Origin of the sequence: Sorangium sp. So ce327, from assembly GCF_051530205.1 — a bacterium.
Classification (GTDB): domain Bacteria; phylum Myxococcota_A; class Polyangia; order Polyangiales; family Polyangiaceae; genus Sorangium; species Sorangium cellulosum_B.
On record NZ_CP150330.1, the window covers coordinates 13,136,943 to 13,162,215 of the forward strand.

Below are 25,273 nucleotides of genomic sequence, written 5' to 3' on the forward strand. Positions count from 1 at the left end.
TCCCGGGGAGCCCTAGCGCCTCAGCTCCGCTCGGCAAGCACGATGAGCCGCGGCGACTCGGAGCCGAAGAAGACGCCGGGGTGCGCAGGGTGTCCGGTCACCTCGGTGACCTTGAAGCCCGCTTCGTGGAGCACCTTGCCGAGCTCGTGCAGCCCGTAGAGGCGGAGCGAGTAGTCGAGCTCGCGCGAGCGGCCGTCCTCGAACATGACGGTGCGCTTCACCTTGAGCCTGCTCGTGAAGAAATCCACGTGCATCTCATCCATGCAGACGCAGCCTTCCCCCTCGAACCAGACAAGGCTCGGCTGGCGGGACGCCACATAGTCGCGGTTGACGATGTCGAGCAGGAGCATCCCGCCGGGGCGGAGGGCGCGGCGGATGCGGGCGAGGACATCCGCGTTCTTCTCGTCGTCGAAGTAGCCGAAGCTCGTCGACCAGCAGTAGACGCCGTCGAAGGTCTCCTCGAACGTCATCTCGCGCATGTCGCCCTGGAGGAAGTTCAGCTTCTGGCCGCGGTCCTGCGCCTCGTCGGCGGCGCGGGCGAGCATGGCGAGCGACAGGTCGTAGCCGACAACGCTGTAGCCGCGGCTGGCGATCTCGATCGCGTGGCCGCCTGCGCCGCACGCGAGATCGAGGATGACCGCGCCCTTCTCGACGCCGAGCCGCTCCTCGATGAAATCGACCTCGCGGCGAACCACCTTGCTGTCGATCTTGTCGAGCGTGCGCAGGAAGTCGTCGCCGAAGAGCTCCTCCCACCACGGGCGCTTCCGGCGCGCGGCGGGCTCGGTCGAGGGTCCGGAATCGTGCTCGACCTGCTTCGCCGCGGGCGCCGCGGGCGCCGCGGCGGGAGCGGCGGGCCGCGCGGACGCGGACGGCTCGCCGTGCGACGAAGGCGCCGACACGGGCGGCGCCGACGCGGGCGGCGGCGGCACCGAGCTCGTGAACGTCGCGAGATCCGGCGATGCCAGCGCCTGCGCGCGCGGGCGCCGCGGCGGCAAGGGAGGCGGCGGTGGCTTCTTGGGGTGCGCGGCGTGCGGATCGGCCTGCGCTGCCGAGCCCGCGTCGGCGAGCTCGGCGTCGCGCTCGGGCTCGACCTCCTCGAGCTCGACCTCGGTGCTCCTGGGCGGCACGGTGATGCGCGTCGGGTCGCCCTGCGCCTGCTGGCCTTCGCCGCCCGCGGGAGGATCGCTCGATAGCTCGGCCTTCGCCTCGGTGACGGGCTCGGACTCGGGCTCGACCTCCGCGACCTCGTCCGCGCCCGCCCCCAGCGGCCAGTCCAAGGGGTGCGCGTCGATCTCCGGCGCCGAGGCCTGCCTCCTGGGCCGCCTCCGAGGCTGTGGCTGGAGGGCGTCGAAGGCGGCGTCGCGCGCCGTCGGCGGGCCCTCGGGGAGGCCTTCCTGGAACGACTCGAGGCCCATCCCGGTCGGGACGTCGTCCGGCCGGATCCTGAACTGGAGCGGCGGCCACTCGTGCTCCGCCGGATCGGTCAAGAGCGGCGGTCTGGCGGGCTCGGGGGCCGAGGTGATCGGCGGCACCGGCGGCAGGTCCGACTCGATGCTGACAATCTGGAGCGGCCGGATCACCGCGACAGAATCGGGATCGATGATGAGCCCGCTCGGCGCCGGCATCGGCGGCATGCTCGAGGATTTCGGTGACGGGCGCGGGACGGCACGGGGCGGAACCAGCTCGGCCAGGTTCGCCGCCGTCGCCGCCGCCGCCGGCTTGCCGGGGGGCCTGGATCCATCCAGCGCGGGCTCGCTGGGATGCCTGGGCGCATCGAGCGTCGGGTAGCTGGGCCGCCTCTCGGAGGCGCTCGGCCACCCGTCGTCGTCCGCCTCGTCGCGCGCGCCCGAGCGCTGCGCCGCGGCGTCCTCGGGCACGGTGGCGCGGTCGTGCGTGGCGACCTGATCGTCACCCTGCTGCGCTGCGTCTCCGGACACGTTCACGAGCCGCCGCGAGCGCCGTCGCCCGGTCTTCGCGCCCTCGCCGCGCTCCACCTCCGCCGCCCGCTCCACCTCCGCCGCGAGCGACTGCCAGGACCGCCTGGAGCCGGGGTTCGTCGGCAGGGGAGCGCCGTGCCGCGAGCGCTCGGTGGGCGGTCCGGCGATCCGCGGGTCGAGATCGAGGTCCGGGATCTCGGCGATCTGCCCGCCGGAGCTCCCGTCCGCGATGCCCGCGATGACATCGAGGCGCGGCAGCGGCGTCGTCGTCGCGAGCTGCGGGCGCGCGCTGGGCGAGCGCTCGGGCCGTGGAGCGGACGCTCGCGCGGGGAGCGAGCCCTGGTCTCCCTGCGGCGCCGGTGCGGCCGCGCTCCCTGCCTCGCCCGGCAGCGGCGCGCCGGGCTCTCCGGAGGCGCCGCCTTCCTGGGCGGGCGTAGCCAGGGGGTTGCGCGGCCGCTCGCTGGTCATCGCTGGCCCCCTCCGTCCAGCGGCTCGCCGTAGAGGATCGGCCCAGGAGCCCTGCTCCAGGGGGGCGCCACCCCGCGCTCCACGAACATGACCGCGGTGGATCCGAGGTGGAACTTGCCGATCTCCTCGCCGCACGCGACCGGAAGGGCCGGCGAGATGGTGTGCAGGCCGAGCGGCACGTCGCGCGCGTCGACGGCGCTCACCGTGATCCGTCCGACGATCATCGCGCCCACCATCACCACCGTAACGCGCCCCTGGCGCTCCGTGTCGATCACGATCGCGACGCGCCGGTTGCGCGCGAAGAGGCCCGGGACGTGGCGCTCGCCGATCGCGTTCACCGGGAACAGCTCCCCCGGCATCGAGCGGATGAGGCTCACCCGCCCGGCGACGGGCGAATGGACCCGGTGGTAGTCGCGGGGCGACAGGTAGACGATCGCGAACTGCCCGCCGTCATAGCGCGCGGCTTCTGCGGGGTCGCCCACGAGGTCTTCCACGCGGTAGGGCTGCCCTTTGATGGTCAGCCGCCCGCCCTCGGTCACGGGGCCGATGTCTTCGACCCGTCCGTCGGCAGGGCTGGTGATGGCTCCGGGATCGGAGCAGACAGGGCGCATCCCCTCGCGGAGCTTGCGCGTGAAGAACGCGTCGAAGCTCTCGTAAGGGCTCGTCAGCACCTCGGCGGCGTCCATGTCGACGCGGTACGCGCGCGCGTAGAGCTTCACCACCGTGTTCAAGACGGCGGCGGGTGCTCTGGCGTCGCAGAGGCGGCCAACGGCCCGGGTAATGCGCTCTCGCGGAAGCACCCGCAACAGCTGTGCGGCGGCGTAGGTGGCAACGGTCATTGTGCGGAGCAGCGGTAACGATGCGGGAAAGAGAGCGGTGCAGGAATGCTAGGCCTCAGGAAGGACCTTGGTCAACGCTCGGGTCAGACGAACCTTCCAGCGTCGGCGCAGTCCCCAACCAGCGAGGGAGCTCAGCCTTGACGCGACGCACAGCGCGATCCGAGGCGCGACGCCAGGCCCGTCCCCCGCGCCCCACGTTTCTCCACGTCGCTGCGAGCGCGTCAATCGCGAAGCGCCGCTCCGCGCAAATGGAGGCGCGAGGGGCCGCAGGCCGTCCCCTCGACGCGCTCCATTCTGAAGCGGCGATCCGGACCTCGCGCTGCAACTTCGATCGACCTCCGCGGGCGCAGCAGAAAAGCGGAGAGATTTCAAGGGCATGCGTCCTGGCACGCCGCTCGCTGAAGAGGGCCCAGGAGGCTCACAACAACGATGGAGATCAAGTTCTGGGGAGTTCGCGGGAGCATCGCTTCGCCTGGGCCGGAGACGGCTGCGGTGGGCGGAAACACAAGCTGCGTCGAGGTTCGCTGCGGATCGTCGCGGATCATCCTCGATGCAGGGACGGGCGTACGCAAGCTCGGAGATGCCCTGCTCCGGGAGGGACCGGTCGAGGCGACGGTGCTGCTGTCGCACCTGCACTGGGACCACATCCAGGGCCTGCCGTTCTTCGTGCCGGCGTACCTGCCGAGCTCGCGGCTGTCGTTCGTGGGCAGCGCGCACGGGGTCGGGAGCCTCCGCGAGGTGCTCTCGACGCAGATGGCCGCGCCGAGCTTCCCCGTCCGCATGGACGAGCTCTGCGCGCAGATCGCCGTGCGGGAGGCGCGGCCGGGCGAGGCGTTCGATGTGGGCGAGGTGCACGTGCGGATCGCCAAGCTCAACCACCCGGGCGGCGTCCTCGCCTACCGCGTCGAGCACGAGGGCCGCAGCGTCGTCTACGCGACCGACACCGAGCACTACGCCTGCGTCGATCCGGCGCTGCGCGCGCTCGCGGACGGCGCCGACGTGCTCATCTATGACGCGCAGTACACCCCGGAGGAGTACCGCGGCGACGGCGGGCGCTCGAAGGTCGGCTGGGGGCACTCGACGTACGTCGCGGGCGCGGAGATCGCGCGGGCGTGCGGCGCGCGGAAGCTCGTCCTGTTCCATCACGACCCGCAGCGGACGGACGCCGGCGTCGCCGAGATCGAGCGCCTCTCCCGCGAGCTCTTCCCTGGCTCGGTCGCCGCGCGCGAGGGGCTCTGCATCCACGTCGAGGCGCTCGCGCGGGCCGCGTGATGACGCGGATGACGACAAGCGTGGCGCCCTCTATGCTGGACACTGCTCCGCTATCCATGTCGCGCCTCTCGCTGCTCGTCGATCTCGCCTCCCTCCTCGCCCGGGAGGTCGACTTCGACGCCCTCCTCGGCACGGCGTGCGAGCGGCTCGCGAAGGCGCTCCGCGCCGACCGCGCGACGATCTGGCTCGTCGACGCCGAGCGCGGCGATCTCGTGACGCGCGTCGCCCTGCTGCCCGAGCTCCCCTCGCTCCGGCAGCCGCTCGAGCGCGGCATCGCGGGGCACGTGGCCACGACCGGGCAGGTCGTGCGCGTCGACGACGCTTCGCGCGACCCGCGCTTCGATCCGTCGGCGGACCGGGCGACGGGCTACACGACGCGCTCGATGCTCGTCGCGCCCATCCGCGAGGACGGCGCCGCGCCGGTCCGCGGCGTCGTCCAGCTGCTGAACCGCGCGGGCGCGCCCTTCGACGAGGAGGACCAGCGCTACCTCGTCGCCCTCGCGACGCAGCTCGCCCGCGCCCTCTCGCTGACGACGCTCCGCGCCGCCGAGGGCGGCGGCCCGGGGGTCGTGCTGCAGGGGCCGTTCAACCGGATCGTCGGCCGGAGCGAGCGGCTGGCCGCCGTGTACGAGAAGGTCCAGCTCGCGGCCCAGACCGACGCGACCGTGCTGCTCCGCGGGGAGACAGGCACCGGCAAGAGCCTGTTCGCCCGGGCGATCCACGTCAACTCGCGGCGCCAGACGAGGCCCTTCGTCACCGTCGACTGCACGACGCTGCCGGCGCAGCTCGTCGAGAGCGAGCTCTTCGGCCACGAGCGGGGGGCGTTCACCGGCGCGGACCGGCGCGTGCCGGGCAAGGTCGAGCTCGCCGAGGGCGGCACGCTGTTCCTCGACGAGCTCGGGGACCTGCCGCTCGACATCCAGGGCAAGCTCCTTCGCTTCCTGCAGGACCGCTCCTTCGAGCGCGTCGGCGGTCGCCAGTCGCTCCGCGCCGACGTGCGCGTCGTGTGCGCCACGCACTGCGACCTCGAGCGCGCGGTCGCCGACGGACGCTTCCGGAAGGACCTCTACTACCGCGCGCGCGTCGTCGAGATCGATCTGCCGGCCCTGCGCGAGCGCGGCCCCGACGACGTCGAGACGCTGGCCCGGCACTTCGCGGACGTCTACGCGACGAGGTACGGCAGGCCGCCGCCGCGCTTCGATCCGGACGCGCTCCGCCACCTCCGCGCCCACACGTGGCCAGGCAACGTGCGCGAGCTCGAGCACTGGGTCGAGAGCGCCATCGCCCTCGCGCCGGACGGCCGCATCTCCGCGGGGCACCTCCCGACGCGCCGGGGCGAAGGCGCCCCGCCGCACGCCGCCGCGGCGCCCGAGGGCGACGCGCGGGTCGCGCTGCCGCTCGGGCTCACCCTCGACGAGGTGACGCGGCGCTACGTCGAGGCGATGGTCCGGGCGTGCGAGGGGAACAAGACGGAAGCGGCGAAGCGGCTCGGCGTCGGCAGGAACACCCTGGCGCGCGCGCTCCGCGCGAAGCACTGAGGCCGCGCGGAGCGCACGGCCTCCTCCGGCACGACGCCCGCGCCGCGCGAGGCCCGAGGAGGCGCGGGGCGTGGGTCACGGCGCGCAGGCGCGACCCTCCTCACCCCGGGTCCACCGGGAACGTCAGGCCGATCCCGGCGATCGCCGCGACGGCGGAGGTCTTCCACCTCGCGGCCGGGCCGGCCGAGAGCAGAGGGCGCGCCAGGACGAGGTGCAGCTCGAGGAAGCTGCGCAGCTGGAGGTACCGCGCGATGCGCCACTCGGCGCCGCCGCGCGCGCCGGAGGTGAGCAGCCAGAGGACGTCGTTTCCCGTCTGGGTGATGCTCTCCGGGACGGGCGCGCGGACAGCGCCGAGCTGGAAGACGCTGCACAGGAAGACGCCGTCCCGGTGCCTGCAGAGCGACATGACCCCCAGCCCGGCGCTGATGCGCCGCGGCCCGGCGCTCGGCAGATCGCTCGGAGGGCCGCCCAGCGCGACGATCGCCCGCGCCTCGAGCGACAGGGACAGGTCGGACCAGCGGAGCGCGGCAGCGGGCGAGATGCCGATGCCCACCGTGGGTGTCAGGCCAAATGCCATCACGGAGGACGCGCTGAACTCGCTGTGCACATGCGGCTCTGGCGCGCGCTGCGCGCCGTGGGCGTAGGCCGGGGCCGGCAGGGCGAGGCCCAGCGCGATCATCAAGGGGATGCGACCAGGGTTCGGCATCCCGCGCACCGTAGGAGCGCGCTCCGGCGCGACGGAATCCGGAGCGGGCGCGCTCGCGAACAAACCGCCGCTCGCGCGCCATTGCGTCGAGCGGCGCTATTTCCTCGGCTCGCCGTCTTTTTTTGGATCTCGGAGGCGACGGGCTAGCGCGCCCTGCGGCGCGCGGCCTCGCAGAGGGCCGAACGGAGGGGGTCGCCGGGGAGATCGGGCGGCAGCTTCTCCTCGCAGGCCACGTCGGGGTCCAGCGGATCGAGCGCCGTGCCCGCCGAGAAGGCGCGGTCCCCGTCGGGGCCTCCGTGGAGCAGCCCGTGCAGCGACCACCACCGGCCGTAGCGGCTGTGCACGTCCTCGACCCGCTCGACGAGGGGCGAGGCGCTCGCGCGCTCGCCCGACGCCAGCAGGGCGGCGGCGAGGAAGCAGCGCACCGCCGGCTCGTGCGGCGCGAGCGCCTGCGCGCGCGCGTGCTGGACCGCGGCGGCGGCGTGGTGGCCGCGGTCATGGAGCAGCTGGCCGAGCCGCACCCGCTTGCTCACCTCCTGCCGGTGCGGCATGTCGGCGCCGGGCGCGAGGTCGGGCGGCACGTCGGCCGGCACGCTGGCGAGGTAGGCGCGCCAGCGCTTGTCCCAGGCCGCGAGGTCCGCGCCGGAGATCTCGGCGATCGCCCGCTCGAGGTCCGCGTCGCTGCTCGCGTCCTTGAGCCGGCGCAGGAGCTGCGGCAGCGCCGTGTCGCCCGCCTCCCTCGTCCAGTAACGGATGAAGCTCGCGACCTCGGCGAACACGACGGCCGCCTCCTCGGCGCTCGGGAGCATCGCGATCGAGGGGCCGATCTTGTCGAGCGGCCGCCCGAGGCCCCTCTGGATGCCAAGGAAGGCGATCGCGTCCGCGGACGGCACGTCGTCCAGCGGGTCGGGCTCGCGCCAGCGGACCTCCTCGCGCTTGGCCACGCCCTCCTGCAGCCACAGCGGGGCGTTGTCGCGCGTCCCGCGGGACAGAGCGAGGTGCGTTATCTCGTGCGCGAGCGTGTCCAGCCAGGGGTAGCCGTTCGGCGTGGCGCGCGGCGAGAGCATCGTCACCCGCCCCCACTTGGCGATGGCGACCGTGCCCGTCGTCCGCGCCGCCTCCTCGGGCAGCCCCGTCATCGCGGAGAGCGTGAACTGATCGCGGACGAGATCGATCCGCAGCGGCCGGAGGAGCTCGACGCCGAGGTCCCTCGCGAGCACGTCGCGCGTCCTCGCCGCGACGTCGACGAGCAGCGGCACGAGCGCGCGATCGTCGTCGTCCTGGAGCCGCACCCAGACGCCGCGCTCCTCGTCGTTCACGACGACCGTCGCCGCGGTGGCCCGGGCGCAGCCGCGCGCGATGTCCCCGAGCGCCGCGCCCTCGGCCGTCGCCGCGAGATCGGGGCGCGCGAGGATCGCCGAGGCGGCGTCGCAGTCGCCCTCGTAGATGGCGAGGCGGCCGCGCTCGAGCGCGAGCGCGAGGTCGGCCGGATCCGCGTCCTTCAGGGCGTCCCGCGCCGCGGGGACGTCGATCTCCAGGATCGCGGCCCGCGCCCGCGCCGCGCGGTCGAGATCGCCGACCGTGAGGCGTCCGGACGCGGTCGCCGACGCCGTCGCGAGCCCGGCGAGGATCGCCGCCCGGAGGCCGCGCCTCGCGATCGCCGTCGCCCCGCGCCGGGCCGTGGCTGCCCCACCGCCTGTGCGCGTCATTTCAGGAGCCCCTCCGCGTAACGCTTGACCGCCTCTCGCAGCCGCGGCTCCGAGGTCCCCCCGAGCCCCTCGAGCACGCGACGGCGGAACTCCTCGGGGCCCTTGTGCTTGTCCTTGTCCGGGATGTCGGCCTTCCTCGCCATGTTCCGATCCCCTTCCGACTCGGCGTCGCTGTCCTGACCCTGGTCCTCGCTGCGCGACATCTCGAGCAGCCGCTGCGCGTCGCGCTGGCGCTCGTTGCCGCCCTCGCCGTCCCCCTCGGCGAGGGCGCGCTGGGCGTCGCGCATCGCCTGCTCGGCCTCGTCGAGGCGATCGAGCATCTCCTCGGGCATGCGGCCGTCGCCGCGCTCGCCCCGCTTGCGGAGATCGCGCGCGCGGTCGGCGAGCGACCCCTCGCGCTGGCTCGACTTTCCGAGGCCGTCCCGCGCTCGCTCTGCCGCCGCCTGCCGCAGCTTGCGCAGCGCCTCCTCGGCCCAGGCCAGCTCCTCGGCGAGCGCCTGCTGCGCCTCGCCGGCCTCGCGAGCGGCGCGCTCCTCGGGGAAGAAGCCGCCGGCCTGCGCGCCGAGCCGCTTCGCGTCGCCCAGCGAGCGCATCGCGCCCCGGCCGCTCGTCACCGCTTCCTCGGGGCGGCCCTGCTCCAGCGCGCCGGCCATCGCCTCGGCCTGCTCCCTGCCAGCCGCCGCGGCGGACTCGGCCGAGCCCGGCGCCGCGCCCGGCTGCGGCAGGTCCCGCACGGCCTCGCGGATCGCCTCCGCGTGCTTCTTCGCCTCCTCCCGGAGCGCCGCGATGTCCTCGGGCCGCGACGCGCGCGAGAGCTCCTCGGCGACCGCGTTCGTCTCGGCGGCGTGATCGCGCGCGAGCTCCTCGAGATCCCGCTCGCTCTGGGCGACGCTCTCGTCGGCGTTCGACGCGTCGCCGGGGTCAGGCCCGCGCGGCGCGCCCGACTCCACCCCGCCGCGGCCGCCGCCGCCGAACGAAGGCTCCGGCCGCCTGAGCCGCGCCGCGAGGTCGCGCGCCGAAAGCTCGGCGTGCAGCCAGTCGCTGGCGCCTCGGGCGCGCGCGATCCGGCGCAGGTCGTTCGCGACGATCTCGCCGAGGTCGAGGCCGAGCTCGCCGAGCTTGCCGAGCTCGACCCCCCCGCCGCCCAGCACCGTGACGGCCGCCTCCAGGCGGACCTCGCCGCCCTCGCGGTCGCCGTTGCCCAGGAGCTCGGCCGCCGCCGCCGCCTCGTCCGCGACGTCGGCGAGCCGCTGCGCGACGGCCCGCGCGTCGCGGTGGCCCAGGCCGCGCAGGCCGGCGTCGAACGCGAGTAGCGCGCCCTCGGTCTCGTCGAGCAGCTCCTGGTGCGCCGCACGGGTCGTCGACTTCCGCTCGGCGGCGAGCGCCGCGTCGAGCCGGGCCAGCTGACCTCGGGCGAGCGACGCGACGCGCCCCCGCACCCGCAGCCCGCCATGATCCGCGGCGAGCGCCGCCTCGACCGCCGCCTTGGCCGTCGCTTGCACCTCGGCCTCGTGCGCCGCGTGTGCCGCGGCGCCGCCCGCCTCCGGCGTCCTCTGGCCGATGCGGTCGGCGAGCAGATCGGTGAGGGCGTCGCGCGCCTTCACGAGCGCGGCGTAGCGCCGCGCCTCGGGCTCGCCCACCTGCGGCGGGACGACCAGGATCGCCTCGCTCCTGCCCCACTTCGGGCCCTCGATCGGATCGTTGTCCCGCGCCTCGATCCGCACCTCGACGGGCACGTACGTCCTGCGGAAGAACGGATCGCGCGCCCGGAGCTCGTAGCCTCCGCGATCGACCTTCGCGTCCGCCGCCGGCCGCGAGAGCACCCGCCGCTCCTCCTTCGCTCCGGCGCGCAGGACGAGATCGACCTCGCGCAGGCCGTGATCGTCGGTGATCTCGTAGCGGAGCGGGATGCTGGGCTCGTCGAGGAGCTTCACCGTGCGGGGCGCGCCCTCGAGCGTGACGCGCGGCGCGTCGTCCGGGATCGACACGACGCGCTGCGCGTCGGCCTGCCGGACGCGCACCTGCCCGAAGCGCGCGGCCGCCTGGAGGGTCGTCGAGTCGCCGAGCGTCCAGCGGGCGACCACGCTGCCCTTGCCGTCGTCGACGAACGGCACCTCGGCGCCGCCGTCCGTCAGCACGAGCGCGCGCCCCGCGCGGACGGGGCGGCCGCGCACCGTGATCACGGTCCCTCGGGGCTGCATCGTCGGGGCGAACGGCAGGAGCTCCTCCGCGCCCTGGTGCAGGTAATCGGGCGGCGCGGCCGTCATCTCGACCTCCTCGATCCACGGCAGATCGAGGGGAGCCTCGCCGCGGCGGGCGGCGAGGACATCGAGCCCCTCGACGACGCGCGACGGCTCGATCACCGCCGCCGCGAGCGCCGCCGCGCCGAGGGCGAGGCCCGCGCTCGCCCACCGCGTCGCCGCCTGGCGCGCGCGCTCGACGACGCGCGCCTGCGAGGCCCGGCCGAGCAGCCGCCGGAGGTGAAGGCCGGCGAGCTCCGGCGAGCCGACGCGATCGTCGGCCGCGGCGCGATCCGCGAGCGTGAGCGCCCGCAGGGTGGCGGCGCCGAGCGCCTCGTCCGTGCGGCCGATGATCTCGCGCACCGTGCGCCGGGCGTCGCCGCGCCGGCGGTGCACGAGGATGGCCCGCGCGGCGATCGCCGCGAGCAGCAGCGTGAGCCCGGCGCCGGCGAGCCCGCGGGCGAGCGGAGACCCCACGCGCGCCACGTGCGCCGCGCCGAACAGCCCTGCGCAAGCGGCCGCGGTGAGCGCGCGGCGCGCGGAGGGGCCCACCTCCGCATCCCAGACGGAGCGCAGCCGCGCGATGGACAGGGCCGGCGCCTCGTTATCCATGGAGAGGCAAGGGTAACCGGCGGGCGGAGGTGGTCCAGCGGATCGGTGGGATCCCCCGAAAGGCGGGAGCCCGGGCGCTCAGACGTCGAGCTCGCCGTCGGTCATGAACCAGCTCTCGGCGTCGAGCAGCACGCGCCGCAGCTCGTCGGGGAAGGCGGGATCGAGGTGGACGATGAGCCACCGCGAGCCGACGTTCGGCGGGTGGGGGCGGGAGAAGAACCCGAGCGCCCGCAGGCGGGCGCTGAACGAAGGGGGCGTCACGAGGAGCATGCCCACGGAGACGTGCCCCTCTCGCCGCATCGCCCGGCAGAACTCGAGCAGCAGGGCGTCGAACGTGGGGCCGTTGTCCTCGCTGAACAGGTCGCTGATCTCGACCTTGTTGTTCCGCACCGAGTAGACGGCGTAGCCGAGCAGCCGCCCGTCGTGCCGGTCGAGCATGCAGAAGAAGCGGTATCGGACGTTGCCGAGCTGCGCATAGCGCCAGTTCAGGAACTGGGCGCTCCGCTCGCCGACGACCGGCCAGGGCTTCGCCCGCGACCACAGCCCGTCGAAGCGGTGATCGGCGGTGTCCACGAGCTCGGTGCGCACGCGGCTCCCCTTCGCGAGCAGCGCGGCGGTGTCCCGGAGCGCCATCGAGGCGTCGAGGGCGCTGCCCGCGGCGCGGACCAGGAGGTTGTCCGGCTTCACCGTCGCCCGCTGGACGGCGCGCTCCGCCGCGGTCGACAGCGCCTGCGCGAGCGGGGCGGGCGGGGCGCCCGGCTCCGCCGCCTCCCAGAGCGCGCGCCAGCGAGGGTGGGGGACCGCCGACGCGGCCCGCTCGGCGACCCGCTGCACCACCGCGCTCACGGTGCTCCGCTGCTCACCGGCCGACGAGGCCGCGAGCTCGTTCAGCTTGTACGCGGCCATGAGGGGCCGGACCCAGATGATGGAATCGGCGATCTTCTTGTAGCCGGCGCGCTGGAAGATCGGGAAAGAGGCCTTGTTGGGGAAGCCGAACACGAAATCGACCCCGGCGTCGCGGCAGCCCCTCGCGAGCTCTCGCTGGATGCTCATGGCGGCCCCCGCGATGCGGTGCGCCTTGGTGACGCCGAAGTCGCCGAGGACGCCGGCCTTGAGCTTGCGCCCGCCGACAACCAGGTCGCGCGGGTAGAACGAGCCGCTCCCGATGATCTCCCGCTCCGGTCCGTGAAAGCCCATCCAGGTCCGCGGGGGGCCGGCCGGGTTCTGCTCCTGGAACCAGCGCATCCGCCGCTCCACGAGCTCCTGCGACACCTCGCCGTGGGCGAGGTTCTCTTTCCAGAGCTGCGCGAGGACGTCCCTGTGCTCTTCCGGCTGGACGCGGGCGGCGCTGTAGACCTTCTCCATGGCTTTCCGGTGCGCTCTCCTGGCGCGGCAGAGCGGCGCGCCGCGCCCGTCATGGCCGAAGGCGGCGAGGGCGTCAATCGCGCCTGGCGGCGCGGCGAGGCGTTCCGCGCTGGGCACAGCGACGCCCGCGCGGCGAAGGCGTCATCGCGGAACCGGAGTACACTCGCGCGATGTCTCGCCGCGCCATCGCCGCCGTCGCCTGGCTCTCGTTGCTGTTCGCCCTGGCTTGCAGCTCCGCGCTGCCGCCGCCCCCTCCAGACGCTTCGCAGGCGAGGAGCAGCGGCGCCCCTGCGCGGCAGCCGGGCCCAGCCGCGGATCCGGGAGCGACGTTCGATGACGAGGTGATGGTCGCGGACGGCGACCCCGGTCCTGTGCCGGTGACCCGCGCGGATCCGGCGCGCGGCGGCCGGCTCGCGCCCGTGACGATCGTCGTGTTCTCCGACTTCGAGTGTCCCTTCTGCAAGCACCTGGGCGGCACGCTGAGGCAGCTGGAGCAGCGGTACGGCGCGGAGCGGCTGCGGGTCGTGTGGAAGAACTTCCCGCTCGCCTTCCACAAGCAGGCGCGGCCGACGGCCGAGGCCGCGATGGCGGTGTTCGCGCACGCGGGTCCCAAGGCCTTCTGGGCGTTTCACGACGCCATCTTCACGGCCGACGAGCGGCTCTCGCCGGAGGTCCAGGCCACCGCGCTCCGGCGGGCCGGCGTGACCCCCGGCCAGATCCAGCAGCTCGTCCAGCAGAGCAGGGCGGCGCAGAAGGTCGACGCGGACATGGCGCTCGCCGGGCGGCTCGGCGTGAACGGCACGCCGGCGTCGTTCATCAACGGCGTCCTCCTCGTCGGCGCGCAGCCGGCGGAGCGGTTCGCCGAGATCATCGACGCGCAGCTCGCCGCGGCGCAGGCGCTCCGCGCCGAGGGGACGCCGCCGGAGAAGATCTACGCGGCGCTCGCGAAGAAGAACTTCGCTCCTCCCGCCGAGGAGCCCGACGACGCCGAAGAGGAAGGCGACGGCGGCGTTGTGCACCTCGTGCCCGTCGGGGACTCGCCCGTGCGCGGCGTGGACACGGCGCTCGTGACGATGGTGCTGTTCAGCGACTATCAGTGTCCGTTCTGCAGGCGGGTCACGCCGACGGTCGAGAAGCTCAGGGCGCAGTACGGCGACAAGCTGCGCGTCGTCTGGAAGGACAACCCGCTCCCGTTCCATCCCCGGGCCGAGCCCGCTGCAGAGCTGGCGCGCGAGGCCCGCGCCCAGAAGGGAAACGACGCCTTCTGGCAGGCCAACGATCGCCTCCTCGCCGGCGAGGCCGCCCTCGACGACGCCGCCCTCGAGGCCGTCGCCGCGGACCTCCGGCTGAACGTCGACGCGGTGAAGCGCGCCGTCGCCTCGCACAAGCACGCCGCCAAGATCGAGGCCGACGTGGATCTCGCCGACGATCTCGGCGCCCAGGGGACCCCGCACTTCTTCATCAATGGCCGCAGCCTCGTCGGCGCGCAGCCGATCGAGAAGTTCCAGGCGATCATCGACGAGGAGATCGCCAAGGCGGAGGCGATGGTCGTGGCCGGGACGCCGCGCGCCAAGGTGTACGAGGCCATCCAGAAGCAGGCGGTCCCGCCGGCGCCGCCGCCGAAGGTGTCCGTGCCGCCGGCGCCCAAGGGCCACCCCAGCAAGGGCGCGGCCGCGGGCAAGGTGGTCATCCAGGCGTTCTCCGACTTCCAGTGCCCTTTCTGCGGGCGCGCCGCCGCCACGATGGACGAGCTCATCAAGGCGTTCCCGGGCAAGGTCCGTGTCGTCTACCGCCACCTGCCGCTCCCCTTCCACCCGGAGGCGCAGCTGGCCGCCGAAGCGGCCATGGAAGCGCTCGCGCAGAAAGGGCCGGCCGGCTTCTGGAAGATGCACGACCTGCTCTTCAAGGTGAGCGACGCCTCAAACCTCGACCGCGCGGCCCTGGAGCAGCACGCCAAGAGCCTCGGGCTCGACGCGGCGCGCTTCGCAAAGGCGCTCGACGAGCACACCCATCGCGCCGCCGTCGAGGCCGACGCGCAGGCCGCGCGGAGCGCCGGCATCACCGGGACTCCCGGGTTCGTGATCAACGGTTACCTGGTCAGCGGAGCCCAGCCGCTCGCGAAATTCAAGAAGGTAGTTCGGCGCGCCCTCAGCGAAGCGAACTGAACACGCACGACACGCGCGTTTCGGCGGCGCGCGCTCCGGCTCCGGGCCCCAGGACCTGCGCTCCGAGCGATGTGGCGCTCGGCTCACCATGTGCGTTTCCCGGGGCGCCTCCATCGATATCGCGCTTCGAGCTCGTGATAGCCTGTCGCAATGCCCAAACCGCGCGGTCGAGGGACATCGGCCGAACCCAGGCGCACCGTCAAGGCATCGAGCGGATCCGCGCGCGCGCGGCGTCATGGCAAGGCGGGCGCGAAGGCGGGCCCGCCGGCCGCGCTGCGCGACGGGCAGGAGCGGGCGCCCGCAAGCTCGCGCGCCAGGCCCAGGAAGGCGAAGGGCGCGACCTCGCTCGTGGAGGCCGCCGTCGCGAAGCGACCGGCAGCGCCGGGGAAGCGCGCGGCGGCCGAGCCACCGGCGGCGCCGAGGATGCGGCCCCCGAGAGCGCGCGCCGGCGAGCAGGCCAGCGCCGCGCCGCCGAAGCGCCGACCCCGGGACGCGAAGGCGAAGAGCGGAGCGGACGACGCGGAGTTCTCGCCGCCCCGGCCGCCTGAGCTCGACTGGGACGACACGCCGTCCGAGAGCGCCGAGGAGGCCCTCGCCCAGCGCTGGGCGGCGCGGGGGGAGGAGCTCTTCCAGCAGCTCGAAGGCCACGGCGCCGCGCTCCACGAGTACCGCGCCGATCTCAAGGAGGGGCGCTTCGTCTGGATCGCGCCGAGCGGGCGCGTGTCCGCGGAGGCGAGCGCGCGCCTCCTGTGCAGCTGGTCGTGCGCGACCTCGGTCCTTGTCATGGCGTGGGCCGACCCGCTCGCCAGCGGCGCCGGGATCGAGCGCATCGACGGGATGCCCGCGGAGCAGGACGGTATCGACGAGCAAGGCGCATGGCAGATCGCGATGAGGGCGGCCGACGCCTGCAACGCCGCATTCCTCTATCGCGTGTCCTCGCCGCAGGCCTGGTACTTCCTTGCGCTCGACGGGCTGACGTTCACACCGAAGCGCACCTCGTTCCATCCGGGCGCGCCGGTCTGCCTCGTGCTGCGCGCCATCGGCGAGGTGCGCGAGGCGATCGCGTCCCGCGCCGAGCCCGCCGACGTCGTGCGCGACAGGATCTCGGCGCTCAGCGACTCGCTGTTCCACCAGGCCAGATATGCCTATCGCGACACCGATTGGGTCGCGCGCCTCGATCGGACCGGCTCGTGCCTCTCGCACCTCGCGAAGCGCATCCCACGCGCGGGCTTCAGCGCGATCGCCGCGGGCCAGCGCATCGACGAGTGGCTCGAGCGCGAGCTCGCGGTCGAGCTGATCAACGCGCTCTCGCTCATCGAGGACGAGTGGAGCCTGTTCGGTTGATGGGGCGGTGACGGGCGCGGCCTTGCCCGGTTCGCGGTCAACCCCCGCCTCTCGTCGCGTCGCGCGCGGCCGAGCCCGCGCCGCGCGCGCCCCGCGGCACCGCTCTTGAAGGGGTCGCGGGAGGGGACGTGAGGGGAGGGGGCGATGGGGCGAGCGAAGCTGTTCGAGGATCGCAGGGACGCCGGGCGCAGGCTCGCGCAGCTGCTCTCGGGGTACAGGAGCGAGGCGCCGCTCGTGCTCGCCCTGCCGCGCGGCGGCGTCGAGGTGGGCTACGAGGTGGCGCGCGCCCTGGGCGCGCCGCTCGATGTGTGGATCGTGCGCAAGCTCGGCGCACCCGGGCAGCCGGAGCTCGGCGTGGGCGCGATCGCCGAGGGGGGCGAGGTGTACATCGATCGGGGCCTCGTCGCCCTGCTGGGGATCTCCGAGGCGGAGCTCGCCGAGATCGCGGAGCGGCAGGCCGCCGAGGTGGAGCGCGGGGTGCGCCGGTTCCGGGGCGACAGGCCGATGCCCCGCGTCGAGGGGCGGACGGTGATCGTCGTGGACGACGGCATCGCGACCGGCGGGACCGTGCGGGCCGCGCTGCGCGACCTGCGCAAGCGCTCGCCGAGGCGGCTCGTGCTCGCCGCGCCGGTCGCCGCGCCGTCGAGCCTGTCGTCGCTCAGCCGCGAGGTCGACGGCATCGCTTGCATCGAGGAGGACCCGGGCCTCCAGGCGATCGGCGCCTACTACGAGGATTTCTCGCAGACATCCGACGACGTCGTCGCCACGCTGCTCGCCGAGGCGCGGCGCGAGGTCCCGAGGCCGGAAGGGGCGGAGCGGCCCCTCTTCGTCGAGGCAGGGACGGCGGCGCTCCCCGGGGACCTGGCGATCCCGGAGAGGGCGGGCGGCCTCGTGATCTTCGCGCACGGCAGCGGCAGCAGCCGCAGGAGCCCTCGCAACCGCTCGGTCGCGGAGGCGCTCTGGCGGTGGGGGCTGGCCACGCTGCTCTTCGACCTGCTCACCGACGAGGAAGAGGCGGAAGATCGCCGGAGCGCCCACCTCCGCTTCGACGTCGATCTGCTCGCGCGGCGGCTGATCGGGGCGACGGACTGGGCGCTCGCGCGACCCGAGCTCCGTCACCTCGCGGTCGGCTACTTCGGCGCGAGCACCGGCGCGGCGGCCGCGCTCATCGCCGCGGCGGCGCGGCCGCGCGCCGTGGGCGCCGTCGTGTCGCGCGGCGGCAGGCCCGACCTCGCGGGCGCGGCCCTGGCGATGGTCCGCGCGCCGACGCTGCTCATCGTGGGCAGCGCGGACACCGAGGTGCTGGCGCTGAACCAGGCTGCCCTCGACGACCTCGCGGGCCCGCGCCGCCTCGCCGTCGTGCCTTCCGCGACGCACCTGTTCGAGGAGCCGGGCGCGCTCGCGGCGGTCGCCCGGCTCGCCGGCGAGTGGTTCGCGCAGCACCTGATCGCGCGAGGAGCCGAGGCGAGGGCGTGACGCGCCTGCCGGCGGCCTGCGCAGGGCGCCCGGCGGGAGCGCCGGCCGGCGCGGCGCCTACCTGGAGAGCCAGACCGTGTACGCGTGCGGCATGAACGGCGCGTCGTCGGGATCGAACGGGAGGCTCCGGATCATGCTCCCCGCGTTGACGCCCACGACGAGCAGCCCCGAGAGCCCGTCGAGCCCCACCACCGTGCGCTGCGCGCGGCTGCTGCCGAAGACGCCGGCCACGTCGACGCGGCCGGCCTCGGCGCCGTGCGCGTCGACCTTCACGATCGCCCAGCGGAACAGCGCGGGCAGCTCCCAGTCGGCCACGAAGGTGATCTCGGCCGTCTCGAGATCCGGCCTAGCGGCCGCGTTCTCCGCCGAGAGATCGAGCCAGAGGTACGTCGCGCCGGTCGGCTCGATCGGGCGCAGGGGCGCGACCCGCCGCGGGAGCGTGGCGTAGGGCAGCGACCACTCGAAGCGAACCCGGCCGAAATCGCCGAAGCGCTCGGCGTCGGAGAGGTGCGCGCCGTCGCTGCGGCTGCCCAGGAACGCTCGCGCGATGGCGAACTCGAGGAGCAGGTCGTCGAGGTCCTCGCCGCGGGATCGCAGGGACGCCCGGAGCGCATCGAAGGTGTCGGGCTCGGCGTGGAAGCGCGCCGCGCCCGCGGGCGTGGACTGCGCCGCGATGGCGAGCAGCGACGTCGCGACCTGCGCCGGCGTCCCGGCGCCGTACGCGTCGTCGAGGAACCACGGAAAGAGCAGGCCGCCGTCGAGCGCGCCGAGCGCCGCGCCGGTGAGCGCCCGCTCGGGCGCCCGCTGGAAGGCGTCGACCGCGGCGAGCTCCTCGGCCGCGCAGGGCGCCGCGATCGCGGCGAGGTAGCTCGCCGTCATGGCGATCGCGCCCTCCTCCGCCCCGGCGTCGAGGCGCATGGCGACGGCGGCTCCGAGCGCGTAGGCCGCGTCGGACGCGCTCGCGCACCCGCCGCCGCGCCCCGGCGCTGCGATGATGGCGAACGCGCTCGCGGCGTCGAACCGCTCCCCGAGCGCCCGCATATCGTGCCCCACGCGTCTCGGGCCGCGGCGCGGGCCGCGCTCCAGGTAGAGATCGTACGATGGGCCGCCGCCCCGCGCGCCATCGGGGAGCGGGCGCGGCAAACCGAGCGCGTCGTAGGTCCGCATCGCGGTCTCGAGGTGGGTGAGGCTCTCGAGGAGGGCGGCGCCGGGGACGTCCGCGGGCGCGTGCACGCAGACGGGCAGCGTGAAGGAGCAAGCGCGTTGTTGGACATCGCGGACATCGCGCTCGCCCGGGCGCTGCACCGGCGAGACCACGGGTCGGCCCTCGGCCGGCGGGGCGGCGGCCTCCGAGGCGCTGTCGTCGGGAGGCGCCCCGGCCTGCGCGCTCGCGACGGGCGAGGGCGGCCTGGCCGACGGCGCGTCCGCCGCGCGCGCCGCTGCCGCAGGGGGGCCGCCGAGGGCCGCGCCCAGGGCGAGGACCACCAGCGCCCAGGGCGCCTTGCGTCGCAGCGCGGGCGCTCGCTCTGGTCGCGCCGCTGGGGCGCGTGTGGGGAACGGTCTCATGGGAAGCGCACCTGGTATCCGGAGATCCGCCGGCGAGTCTGCCCCGGCGGCTTCGCGCTAGCTCATCGCACGAGCGACCGCCCTTGCCCATGCTCGCCAACGTCGGTCCTGCGCCCCCGCCGCCCCGCGCCTGGAGGGCCCCGGCGGTGGCGTGGCTCATCTCGTTCCAGAGCGGGAATGCGGGGGTGTCTGGACGCCGATCTCACCGAATCGAACTCCTGGTATCCTGTGCGCCCTCGCCCGCCTCCCGGGCGGGGGCGAAAGCCCAGGACGATTCAATGACCCATCCGCTCCACGACATCTTGCTCCCCGACAGCCGACACGACTTCTTCCCGGTGGTGATCGAGATCCCGAAAGGATCGAAGTGCAAGTATGAGCTCGACAAGAAGACCGGGCTCTTGATGCTCGACCGCGTGCTCTACTCGTCAGTGCACTACCCGGCCAATTACGGCTTCATCCCGCAGACGCACGCGGGCGACGGCGACCCTCTCGACGTCCTCGTCATCATGCAGGAGCCGGTCGTGCCGCTCACGATCGTGAGGGCGCGCGCCATCGGCGGCTTCTTCATGCGCGACGACAAGGGCGTCGACGACAAGATCATCGCGGTCGCCGTCGACGACCCCTCCGTGGCCCATTACCTGACCCACGAGGAGCTGCCGCCGCACGTGACCAAGGAGCTCATGCGGTTCTTCATCGACTACAAGACGCTCGAGAACAAGCTCGCAGAGGTAGATACGATGTACGACAGGAACCGCGCCCTGGAGGTCATCGAGGAGTCCGTCGCGAGCTATCGCTCGATCAGCGCCTGGTCCAAGGGCTGACTCGGCTGGCCGTGGGGGTCGGGTTGCAGCGGCGCATGGATGGATCGCGGAAGCGGTGGATCGCCCTTCCTGGACCCCTCGGCGTCCACCCCTCGCAATCCTCGAAAAAATCCAGAAACCGGGCACAGCGGCGCCGGGTAACCCCGCGAGAACACTCGGCACGAGGGTTGCTTAACCGCTTTTTGTGGATCGCTTCTCGACGCTCATGGACGACGAAGGCCTTGCCCAGCGGCTCGCCCAGAGCCCTGAGGTCGAAACGCGCCCGGCGATCCAGCGGCTCCGGTTCGACCTCGGATCCGGTGGGAGGTCGAGCTCTCTGGCGTGGCGGGTGACACCGTGAGTCGGCTCAACGCGGAGCGTCGAACTCGACGTCGCTCCGGGGAGAGCCACCAAGGGCCCACCATGACGCATACAGGCGAGCAGACAGGGCAAAGACGCTGAAAACGACGCTGAAAACGATTCGAACGCGGCCAACGCAATCAACGTAAACGACATAAATTACGCGGACGATTCGGTGACAGGCCATTGAAGCGCGCGGGTATGCGCATGGATTATCGAGGCGACACCGCTTGATCGGGGCTTGACAACATGAGAGACATCAGCTTTTCTCAAGCAATGATGAGCACGCTTAATAGCTTAGTTTCGGCGAAAGCGTGTCGCCGCTACTCCGCAGTGGCGCTTCTCCTCGCCGGCCCGCTCGGTTGCCTGGGCAACCTCGGCAATCCCGACGGGACGCCCTCCGAGACCAGTAGCGGCGGCAGCAGCGACGGCAGCGGCAACGGCAGTAGCAGCAGCGGCGGTGACGGCGGCGGCCCCGGCGATCCGCCGGAGGTGCCCCCGGAGATCCCGGAGGTGTCGGAGTGCGAGGTTGCGGACAAGAGCACCCCGGGCCCGCGCGTGGTGCGTCGCCTGACGGTGGATCAATTCGAGGCCACTGTCCGCGATCTGTTCAAGGACCAGTCCGTCGCCCTTCCGAGCATCTTCAACGATCCGCAGGTGCTCGGGTTCTCGGCCGACGCGAACGCGCTGGTGATTCGCGACCTGACGGCCCAGCAGATCATGGATTGGGCCGAGACGACCGCCGACTGGGCGGTGACGAACAAGCTCGCCAGCATCACCACGACGACGTGCAGGACCCTGGACGCGAGCTGCCGGACCGAGTTCATCCGCGACTTCGGCCGCCGCGCGTTCCGCGACAAGCTCACGGACGAGCGCGTCTTGTCCTACGACGCGCTGTTCGGGGCGGAGAAGTCGTTCGAGGACGGCGCCAAGGTGGTCGTGGGCGCCATGCTGCAGTCGCCGTACTTCCTCTATCGCCACGAGATCGGGACCGAGGCGAGCGGCTCGGGCGTCTATGAGCTCACCCCGCACGAGATCGCGAGCAACCTCTCGTACTTGCTGACCGGGACCATGCCGGACGAGGCGCTGCTGCAGGCCGCCGACGCGGCCGCCGCCCAGGGCGCCAACCTGACCAGCGAGCAGATCGCCCAGCACGCGCTGCGCCTGCTGGAGGACTCGGCGACAAGGCCGCTCGCCGAGAAGGAGATGATGCGGTTCATGCGCGGCTGGCTCCAGCTGAACCGCCTCGTCACCGCGGTGAAGGACAACACGGTCTTCGATCTCACGGACGCCATGCGCAAGGACATGATGGCCGAGACGCAGGCGCTCGTCGTGGACACCGCGTTCAACCAGAACGGCACGTTCGCCAACCTCCTGCAGGCGGACTACACGTTCATCAACGCCAGCCTCGGTTCGCACTACGGCATCAACGGCGCCGGGGGCACCGAGCTGACGAAGGTGACGCTCCCCCCGGGGCAGCGCGACGGGGGCATCCTGGCCCACGGCAGCTTCCTGACGGGGCATGGCAGCGCGAAGCTGTCCTCGCCGACCCAGCGCGGCAAGATGGTCCGCACGCGGCTCCTCTGCCAGCCGCTCGAGCCCCCGCCGCCCGGCGTGGATCCGAACGTCAAGCCCCTGGAGACCCCGGCGACCACGCGCGAGATGGTCGAGCAGCACACGAAGGCCGAATACTGCGCGGGCTGCCACAAGTTGACCGACAAGATCGGCGTCGGCTTCGAGCACTACGACACGTTCGGCCGGTGGCGGAACGATGAGAACGGGATCCCCGTCGACGTGACCGGCACGGTCGTCGAGCCGCCCACCGGTGGAGACGTCAATTTCAGCGGCGTCACCGAGCTGGCCGACTACCTCGCGGCGAGCGAGGACGTCAAGGCGTGCATGGTCCGTTACTGGTCGTACTACGCGTTCGGCGGCACCTGGGAGCAGGACGGCTGCACGTACGAGACGGTCCAGCAGGTCGCCGCGGCGGACGAGTTCCGCCTCAAGAGCGTGTGGCTCGCGCTGACGCGCGCGCCGCACTTCACCCGCAGAGTCCAAGGTCCGTGACCCCACGGCTGCAACCCAAGAACAGATCGGTAGCGAGTGAAAGGATCGGTCATGCGCAGCCACAGTCGTAGGAAGTTTCTCAAGGGTGTCGGGGCCAGCCTGGGCGCCAGCCTTCTGTTCTCTCCCTTCTATGATTCCATCGCCAACGCGGCTCCCGGGAAGAAGCCGAAGCGGCTCCTGATCTTCTTCACCATGGGGACGGCCCCCTCGATCTGGAAGCCCAAGAGCGTCTCCGGCGAGACCCCCACGTTCAGCGAGTCCACCTCGCCGCTCGAGGAGGTGAAGGAGCACATCGTGATGCTGGACGGCCTCCCCAGCGGGAGCCCCAGCAACAACCACGGCTCCGCCGACGGCCTCACCGGGATGGGCTACTACAGCAACGGCCCCTACGGGCTGATCTCGGTCGACCAGTACATCGTCGAGAAGCTGAAGGGCAGCGGGCTGTCAACGCCCATCCCCTCGCTCCTGCTCGGCGCCGCCGTCGAGGGCGGCAAGACGGGGTTCTACAAGGGGACCAACCTGTCGCCCATCGGCTCCCCCACGTCCGCCTACTCGACCGTGTTCACGGGCTTCACGCCGTCCAACAACCAAGGCAGCACCGACAACAGCGCCGCCGAGGCCCTGCTGAAGCGGCGCAAGAGCGTCCTCGACAACCTCACGAAAGAGCTCTCGTCGCTCAAGGGGAACCTGGGGAAGGAGCAGCAGTACAAGCTGGATCTGCACCTCGAGTCGATCCGCCAGCTCGAGCAGCGGCTCTCGAACACGATGACCCCGGGAGGAGGAGGAGGAGGGACAGGCTCCTGCTCTGTCCCGGGAACGCCCGCCGGCGACATGACCAATGGCTTGAAGGCCAACCAGCTTCATCTGGACATCATCGTCGGCGCGTTCGCGTGCGATATCACCCGCATCGCGGCGATCCAGTGGGGCTCGGATCAGATGATGAACGCGAACCTGAGCGAGATCGGGCTCAGCGGTGAGGAGCATAACGGCATGATCCACACCGGCGCCCCTGCGCACCTCGACCTGATCAAGCTCGAGAAGTGGCTGCACCAGCAGTTCGTCGGCGTCATCAAGAAGCTGAAGGCGACGCCCGAGGCCGACGGCTCCGGGACGCTCCTCGACAACACGCTCGTCGCCTGGTGCCGTGACATGGGCGACGCGCCGAACCACACCCAGAACGAGATGAAGTTCGTCCTGGCGAGCGGCAACGGCGGCTATCTGAAGACGGCCCCTGGCGGCCGGTTCATCAAGAGCGGCGAGCGGCACGAGCGCGTGCTGCTCAGCCTGTGCGACGCGATGGGCGTCACGGACTTCTCCGGCTTCGGGGATCCGGCTCTGGGCAGCAAGTCGCCGCTCCCCGGCATCGCCGCGACCTGACACCGAGGGCGCGAGGCCGCTCGCCGCGACAGGTGCGCCCCCACGCGCCTGTCGCGGCGAGCTCCACTGGCGCGAGATCGGTAGCGTGAGAGGGTCGTTCATGCGCAGCCATCGTCGTAGAGATTTCCTCATGGGGCTGGGGGCCAGCGTCGGGGCCGGCTTCCTGTTCAACCCATTCCTGGACTCCATCGCCGAGGCGGCGCCCGGCCGGAAGCCCAAGCGGCTCCTTTTGTTCTGCACGATGGGGACCGCGCCATCGATCTGGAAGCCCACGAGCGTCTCGGGCGAGACCCCCACGTTCAGCGAGTCGACGTCGCCGCTCGCGGACGTGAAGCAGCACGTCGTGCTCGTGGACGGCCTCCCCAGCGGGAATCCGGGGAACAACCACGGCGCGCCCGACGCCCTGACGGGGCTCGGCTTCAGCGACCCCGCCAAGCTGATCTCCGTCGACCAGTTCATCGCGGACAAGCTGATCGCCGCCGGCACGAAGACGCAGATCCCCTCGCTCTTGCTCGGGGCCGAGAGCACGGTGAGCGGCGGGAAATCGCCGTACTATCGAAAGGACAACCTGCCGGGCATCGCCTCTCCGACGTCCGCCTACTCCACCCTGTTCGGCTCGGCGATCCCGTCGAACACGTCGTCAGACGATCTCTTGCGCCGCCGCAAGAGCGTCCTCGATCACCTCAAGAACGAGATCAAGGCGCTCGAGGGGAACCTCGGCTCCGAGCAGAAGTACAAGCTGGAGCTGCACATCGACTCGATCCGGCAGGTCGAGGAGCGGCTGTCCAACGCGTCGTCCGGCCAGACCGGCGGCTGCAGCGTGCCGACGAAGCCCGCCACCGATCCGGCGAACCCGCTCCAGGCCAACCTGCTCCACATGGATCTCCTCGTCGGCGCGTTCGCGTGCGACATCACCCGCGTCGGCGCGATCCAGTGGGGCTCGGATCAGGCCATGAACGTCGATCTCCCGGACATCGGGCTGAAGGGCGACGAGCACGGCGCCATGATCCACACCGGCGCACCGGCGCACCTCGACCTGATCAAGCTGGAGAAGTGGCTGTCGCAGCGGTTCGTCGACCTCATCAACAAGCTGAAGGCGATCCCGGAGGCCGACGGCTCCGGGACGCTCTTCGACAACACGCTGATCGCCTGGTGCCGCGACATGGGCGACTCGCCGAACCACAACCAGAACGAGATGAAGTTCGTCCTGGCGAGCGGTGAAGGCGGCTATCTGAAGACGGCCCCTGGCGGCCGGTACATCAAGAGCGGCGAGCGGCACGAGCGCGTGCTGCTCAGCCTGTGCGACGCGATGGGCGTCACGGACTTCTCCGGCTTCGGCGATCCGAACCTCCGGTCCAAGTCGCCGCTCCCGGGCCTCTCGGCCACCTGAGGCGGCTGCGCGCCGCTTCCCGGCGCGCGCGCTCTCTCTCTC

General features: G+C 72.7%; 16 protein-coding genes. 9 read left to right on the plus strand and 7 right to left on the minus strand.

Annotated elements, in window-relative coordinates:
* Window positions 1-20 precede the first annotated feature (20 nt).
* Window positions 21-2,405 carry a methyltransferase domain-containing protein gene (locus WME95_RS49360; protein WP_437906100.1) on the minus strand — a complete coding sequence of 795 codons (2,385 nt, stop codon included), beginning with the start codon at window positions 2,403-2,405 and terminating at the stop codon, window positions 21-23.
* Complete coding sequence (gene asd / locus WME95_RS49365; protein WP_437911116.1) at window positions 2,402-3,127, minus strand: archaetidylserine decarboxylase; 726 nt, start codon at window positions 3,125-3,127, stop codon at window positions 2,402-2,404. Before asd ends, WME95_RS49360 begins: the two co-directional genes overlap by 4 nt.
* A gap of 546 nt (window positions 3,128-3,673) precedes the next feature.
* Between asd and WME95_RS49370 the strand changes: the two genes are divergently transcribed.
* Both WME95_RS49370 and WME95_RS49375 read left to right on the plus strand, forming a co-directional pair.
* Complete coding sequence (locus WME95_RS49370; protein ID WP_437743285.1) at window positions 3,674-4,516, plus strand: MBL fold metallo-hydrolase; 843 nt, start codon at window positions 3,674-3,676, stop codon at window positions 4,514-4,516.
* 32 nt (window positions 4,517-4,548) lie between these two features.
* Complete coding sequence (locus tag WME95_RS49375; RefSeq protein WP_437906102.1) at window positions 4,549-6,054, plus strand: sigma 54-interacting transcriptional regulator; 1,506 nt, start codon at window positions 4,549-4,551, stop codon at window positions 6,052-6,054.
* A gap of 100 nt (window positions 6,055-6,154) precedes the next feature.
* Here WME95_RS49375 and WME95_RS49380 read toward each other — a convergent pair whose 3' ends face one another.
* The 4 genes from WME95_RS49380 to WME95_RS49395 all read right to left on the minus strand — a co-directional run bounded on the left by WME95_RS49380 (window position 6,155) and on the right by WME95_RS49395 (window position 12,686).
* Window positions 6,155-6,760 carry a hypothetical protein gene (locus tag WME95_RS49380; RefSeq protein WP_437906103.1) on the minus strand — a complete coding sequence of 202 codons (606 nt, stop codon included), beginning with the start codon at window positions 6,758-6,760 and terminating at the stop codon, window positions 6,155-6,157.
* Window positions 6,761-6,903: 143 nt separating this feature from the next.
* Window positions 6,904-8,469, minus strand: a complete 1,566-nt coding sequence (locus WME95_RS49385) for a hypothetical protein (protein ID WP_437906104.1) — start codon at window positions 8,467-8,469, stop codon at window positions 6,904-6,906.
* Window positions 8,466-11,321 (minus strand): DUF4175 family protein, encoded by a 2,856-nt coding sequence (locus WME95_RS49390; RefSeq protein ID WP_437906105.1) that lies wholly within the window; start codon window positions 11,319-11,321, stop codon window positions 8,466-8,468. Before WME95_RS49390 ends, WME95_RS49385 begins: the two co-directional genes overlap by 4 nt.
* Before the next feature lie 78 nt (window positions 11,322-11,399).
* The gene (locus WME95_RS49395; RefSeq protein ID WP_437906106.1) at window positions 11,400-12,686 is read right to left on the minus strand and encodes a GNAT family N-acetyltransferase; all 1,287 of its coding nucleotides are present in this window, start codon (window positions 12,684-12,686) and stop codon (window positions 11,400-11,402) included.
* Window positions 12,687-12,856: 170 nt separating this feature from the next.
* Here WME95_RS49395 and WME95_RS49400 point away from each other — a divergent pair, with 170 nt between their 5' ends.
* From WME95_RS49400 to WME95_RS49410, 3 genes are all read left to right on the plus strand, one after another.
* Complete coding sequence (locus tag WME95_RS49400; protein WP_437906107.1) at window positions 12,857-14,851, plus strand: DsbA family protein; 1,995 nt, start codon at window positions 12,857-12,859, stop codon at window positions 14,849-14,851.
* A gap of 150 nt (window positions 14,852-15,001) precedes the next feature.
* The gene (locus WME95_RS49405; RefSeq protein WP_437906108.1) at window positions 15,002-16,195 is read left to right on the plus strand and encodes a hypothetical protein; all 1,194 of its coding nucleotides are present in this window, start codon (window positions 15,002-15,004) and stop codon (window positions 16,193-16,195) included.
* 144 nt (window positions 16,196-16,339) lie between these two features.
* The gene (locus WME95_RS49410; protein ID WP_437547936.1) at window positions 16,340-17,671 is read left to right on the plus strand and encodes a phosphoribosyltransferase family protein; all 1,332 of its coding nucleotides are present in this window, start codon (window positions 16,340-16,342) and stop codon (window positions 17,669-17,671) included.
* Between the two features lie 57 nt (window positions 17,672-17,728).
* On the opposite strand, the gene WME95_RS49415 is transcribed toward WME95_RS49410, so the two are convergent.
* On the minus strand, window positions 17,729-19,156 hold the full coding sequence (locus WME95_RS49415; protein ID WP_437906109.1) for a hypothetical protein: 1,428 nt from the start codon (window positions 19,154-19,156) through the stop codon (window positions 17,729-17,731).
* 359 nt (window positions 19,157-19,515) lie between these two features.
* On the opposite strand from WME95_RS49415, the gene WME95_RS49420 reads away from it, so the two are divergent.
* The 4 genes from WME95_RS49420 to WME95_RS49435 all read left to right on the plus strand — a co-directional run bounded on the left by WME95_RS49420 (window position 19,516) and on the right by WME95_RS49435 (window position 25,231).
* Window positions 19,516-20,058: an inorganic diphosphatase gene (locus WME95_RS49420; protein ID WP_272096779.1), complete on the plus strand. Its 543-nt coding sequence runs from the start codon at window positions 19,516-19,518 to the stop codon at window positions 20,056-20,058.
* Between the two features lie 672 nt (window positions 20,059-20,730).
* Window positions 20,731-22,464, plus strand: a complete 1,734-nt coding sequence (locus WME95_RS49425) for a DUF1592 domain-containing protein (protein ID WP_437906110.1) — start codon at window positions 20,731-20,733, stop codon at window positions 22,462-22,464.
* Window positions 22,465-22,515: 51 nt separating this feature from the next.
* Window positions 22,516-23,841 (plus strand): DUF1552 domain-containing protein, encoded by a 1,326-nt coding sequence (locus WME95_RS49430; protein WP_437906111.1) that lies wholly within the window; start codon window positions 22,516-22,518, stop codon window positions 23,839-23,841.
* A 100-nt stretch (window positions 23,842-23,941) separates the two neighbouring features.
* Entirely contained in the window at window positions 23,942-25,231 is a 1,290-nt protein-coding gene (locus WME95_RS49435) for a DUF1552 domain-containing protein (protein ID WP_437906112.1), read from the plus strand.
* Window positions 25,232-25,273 lie beyond the last annotated feature (42 nt).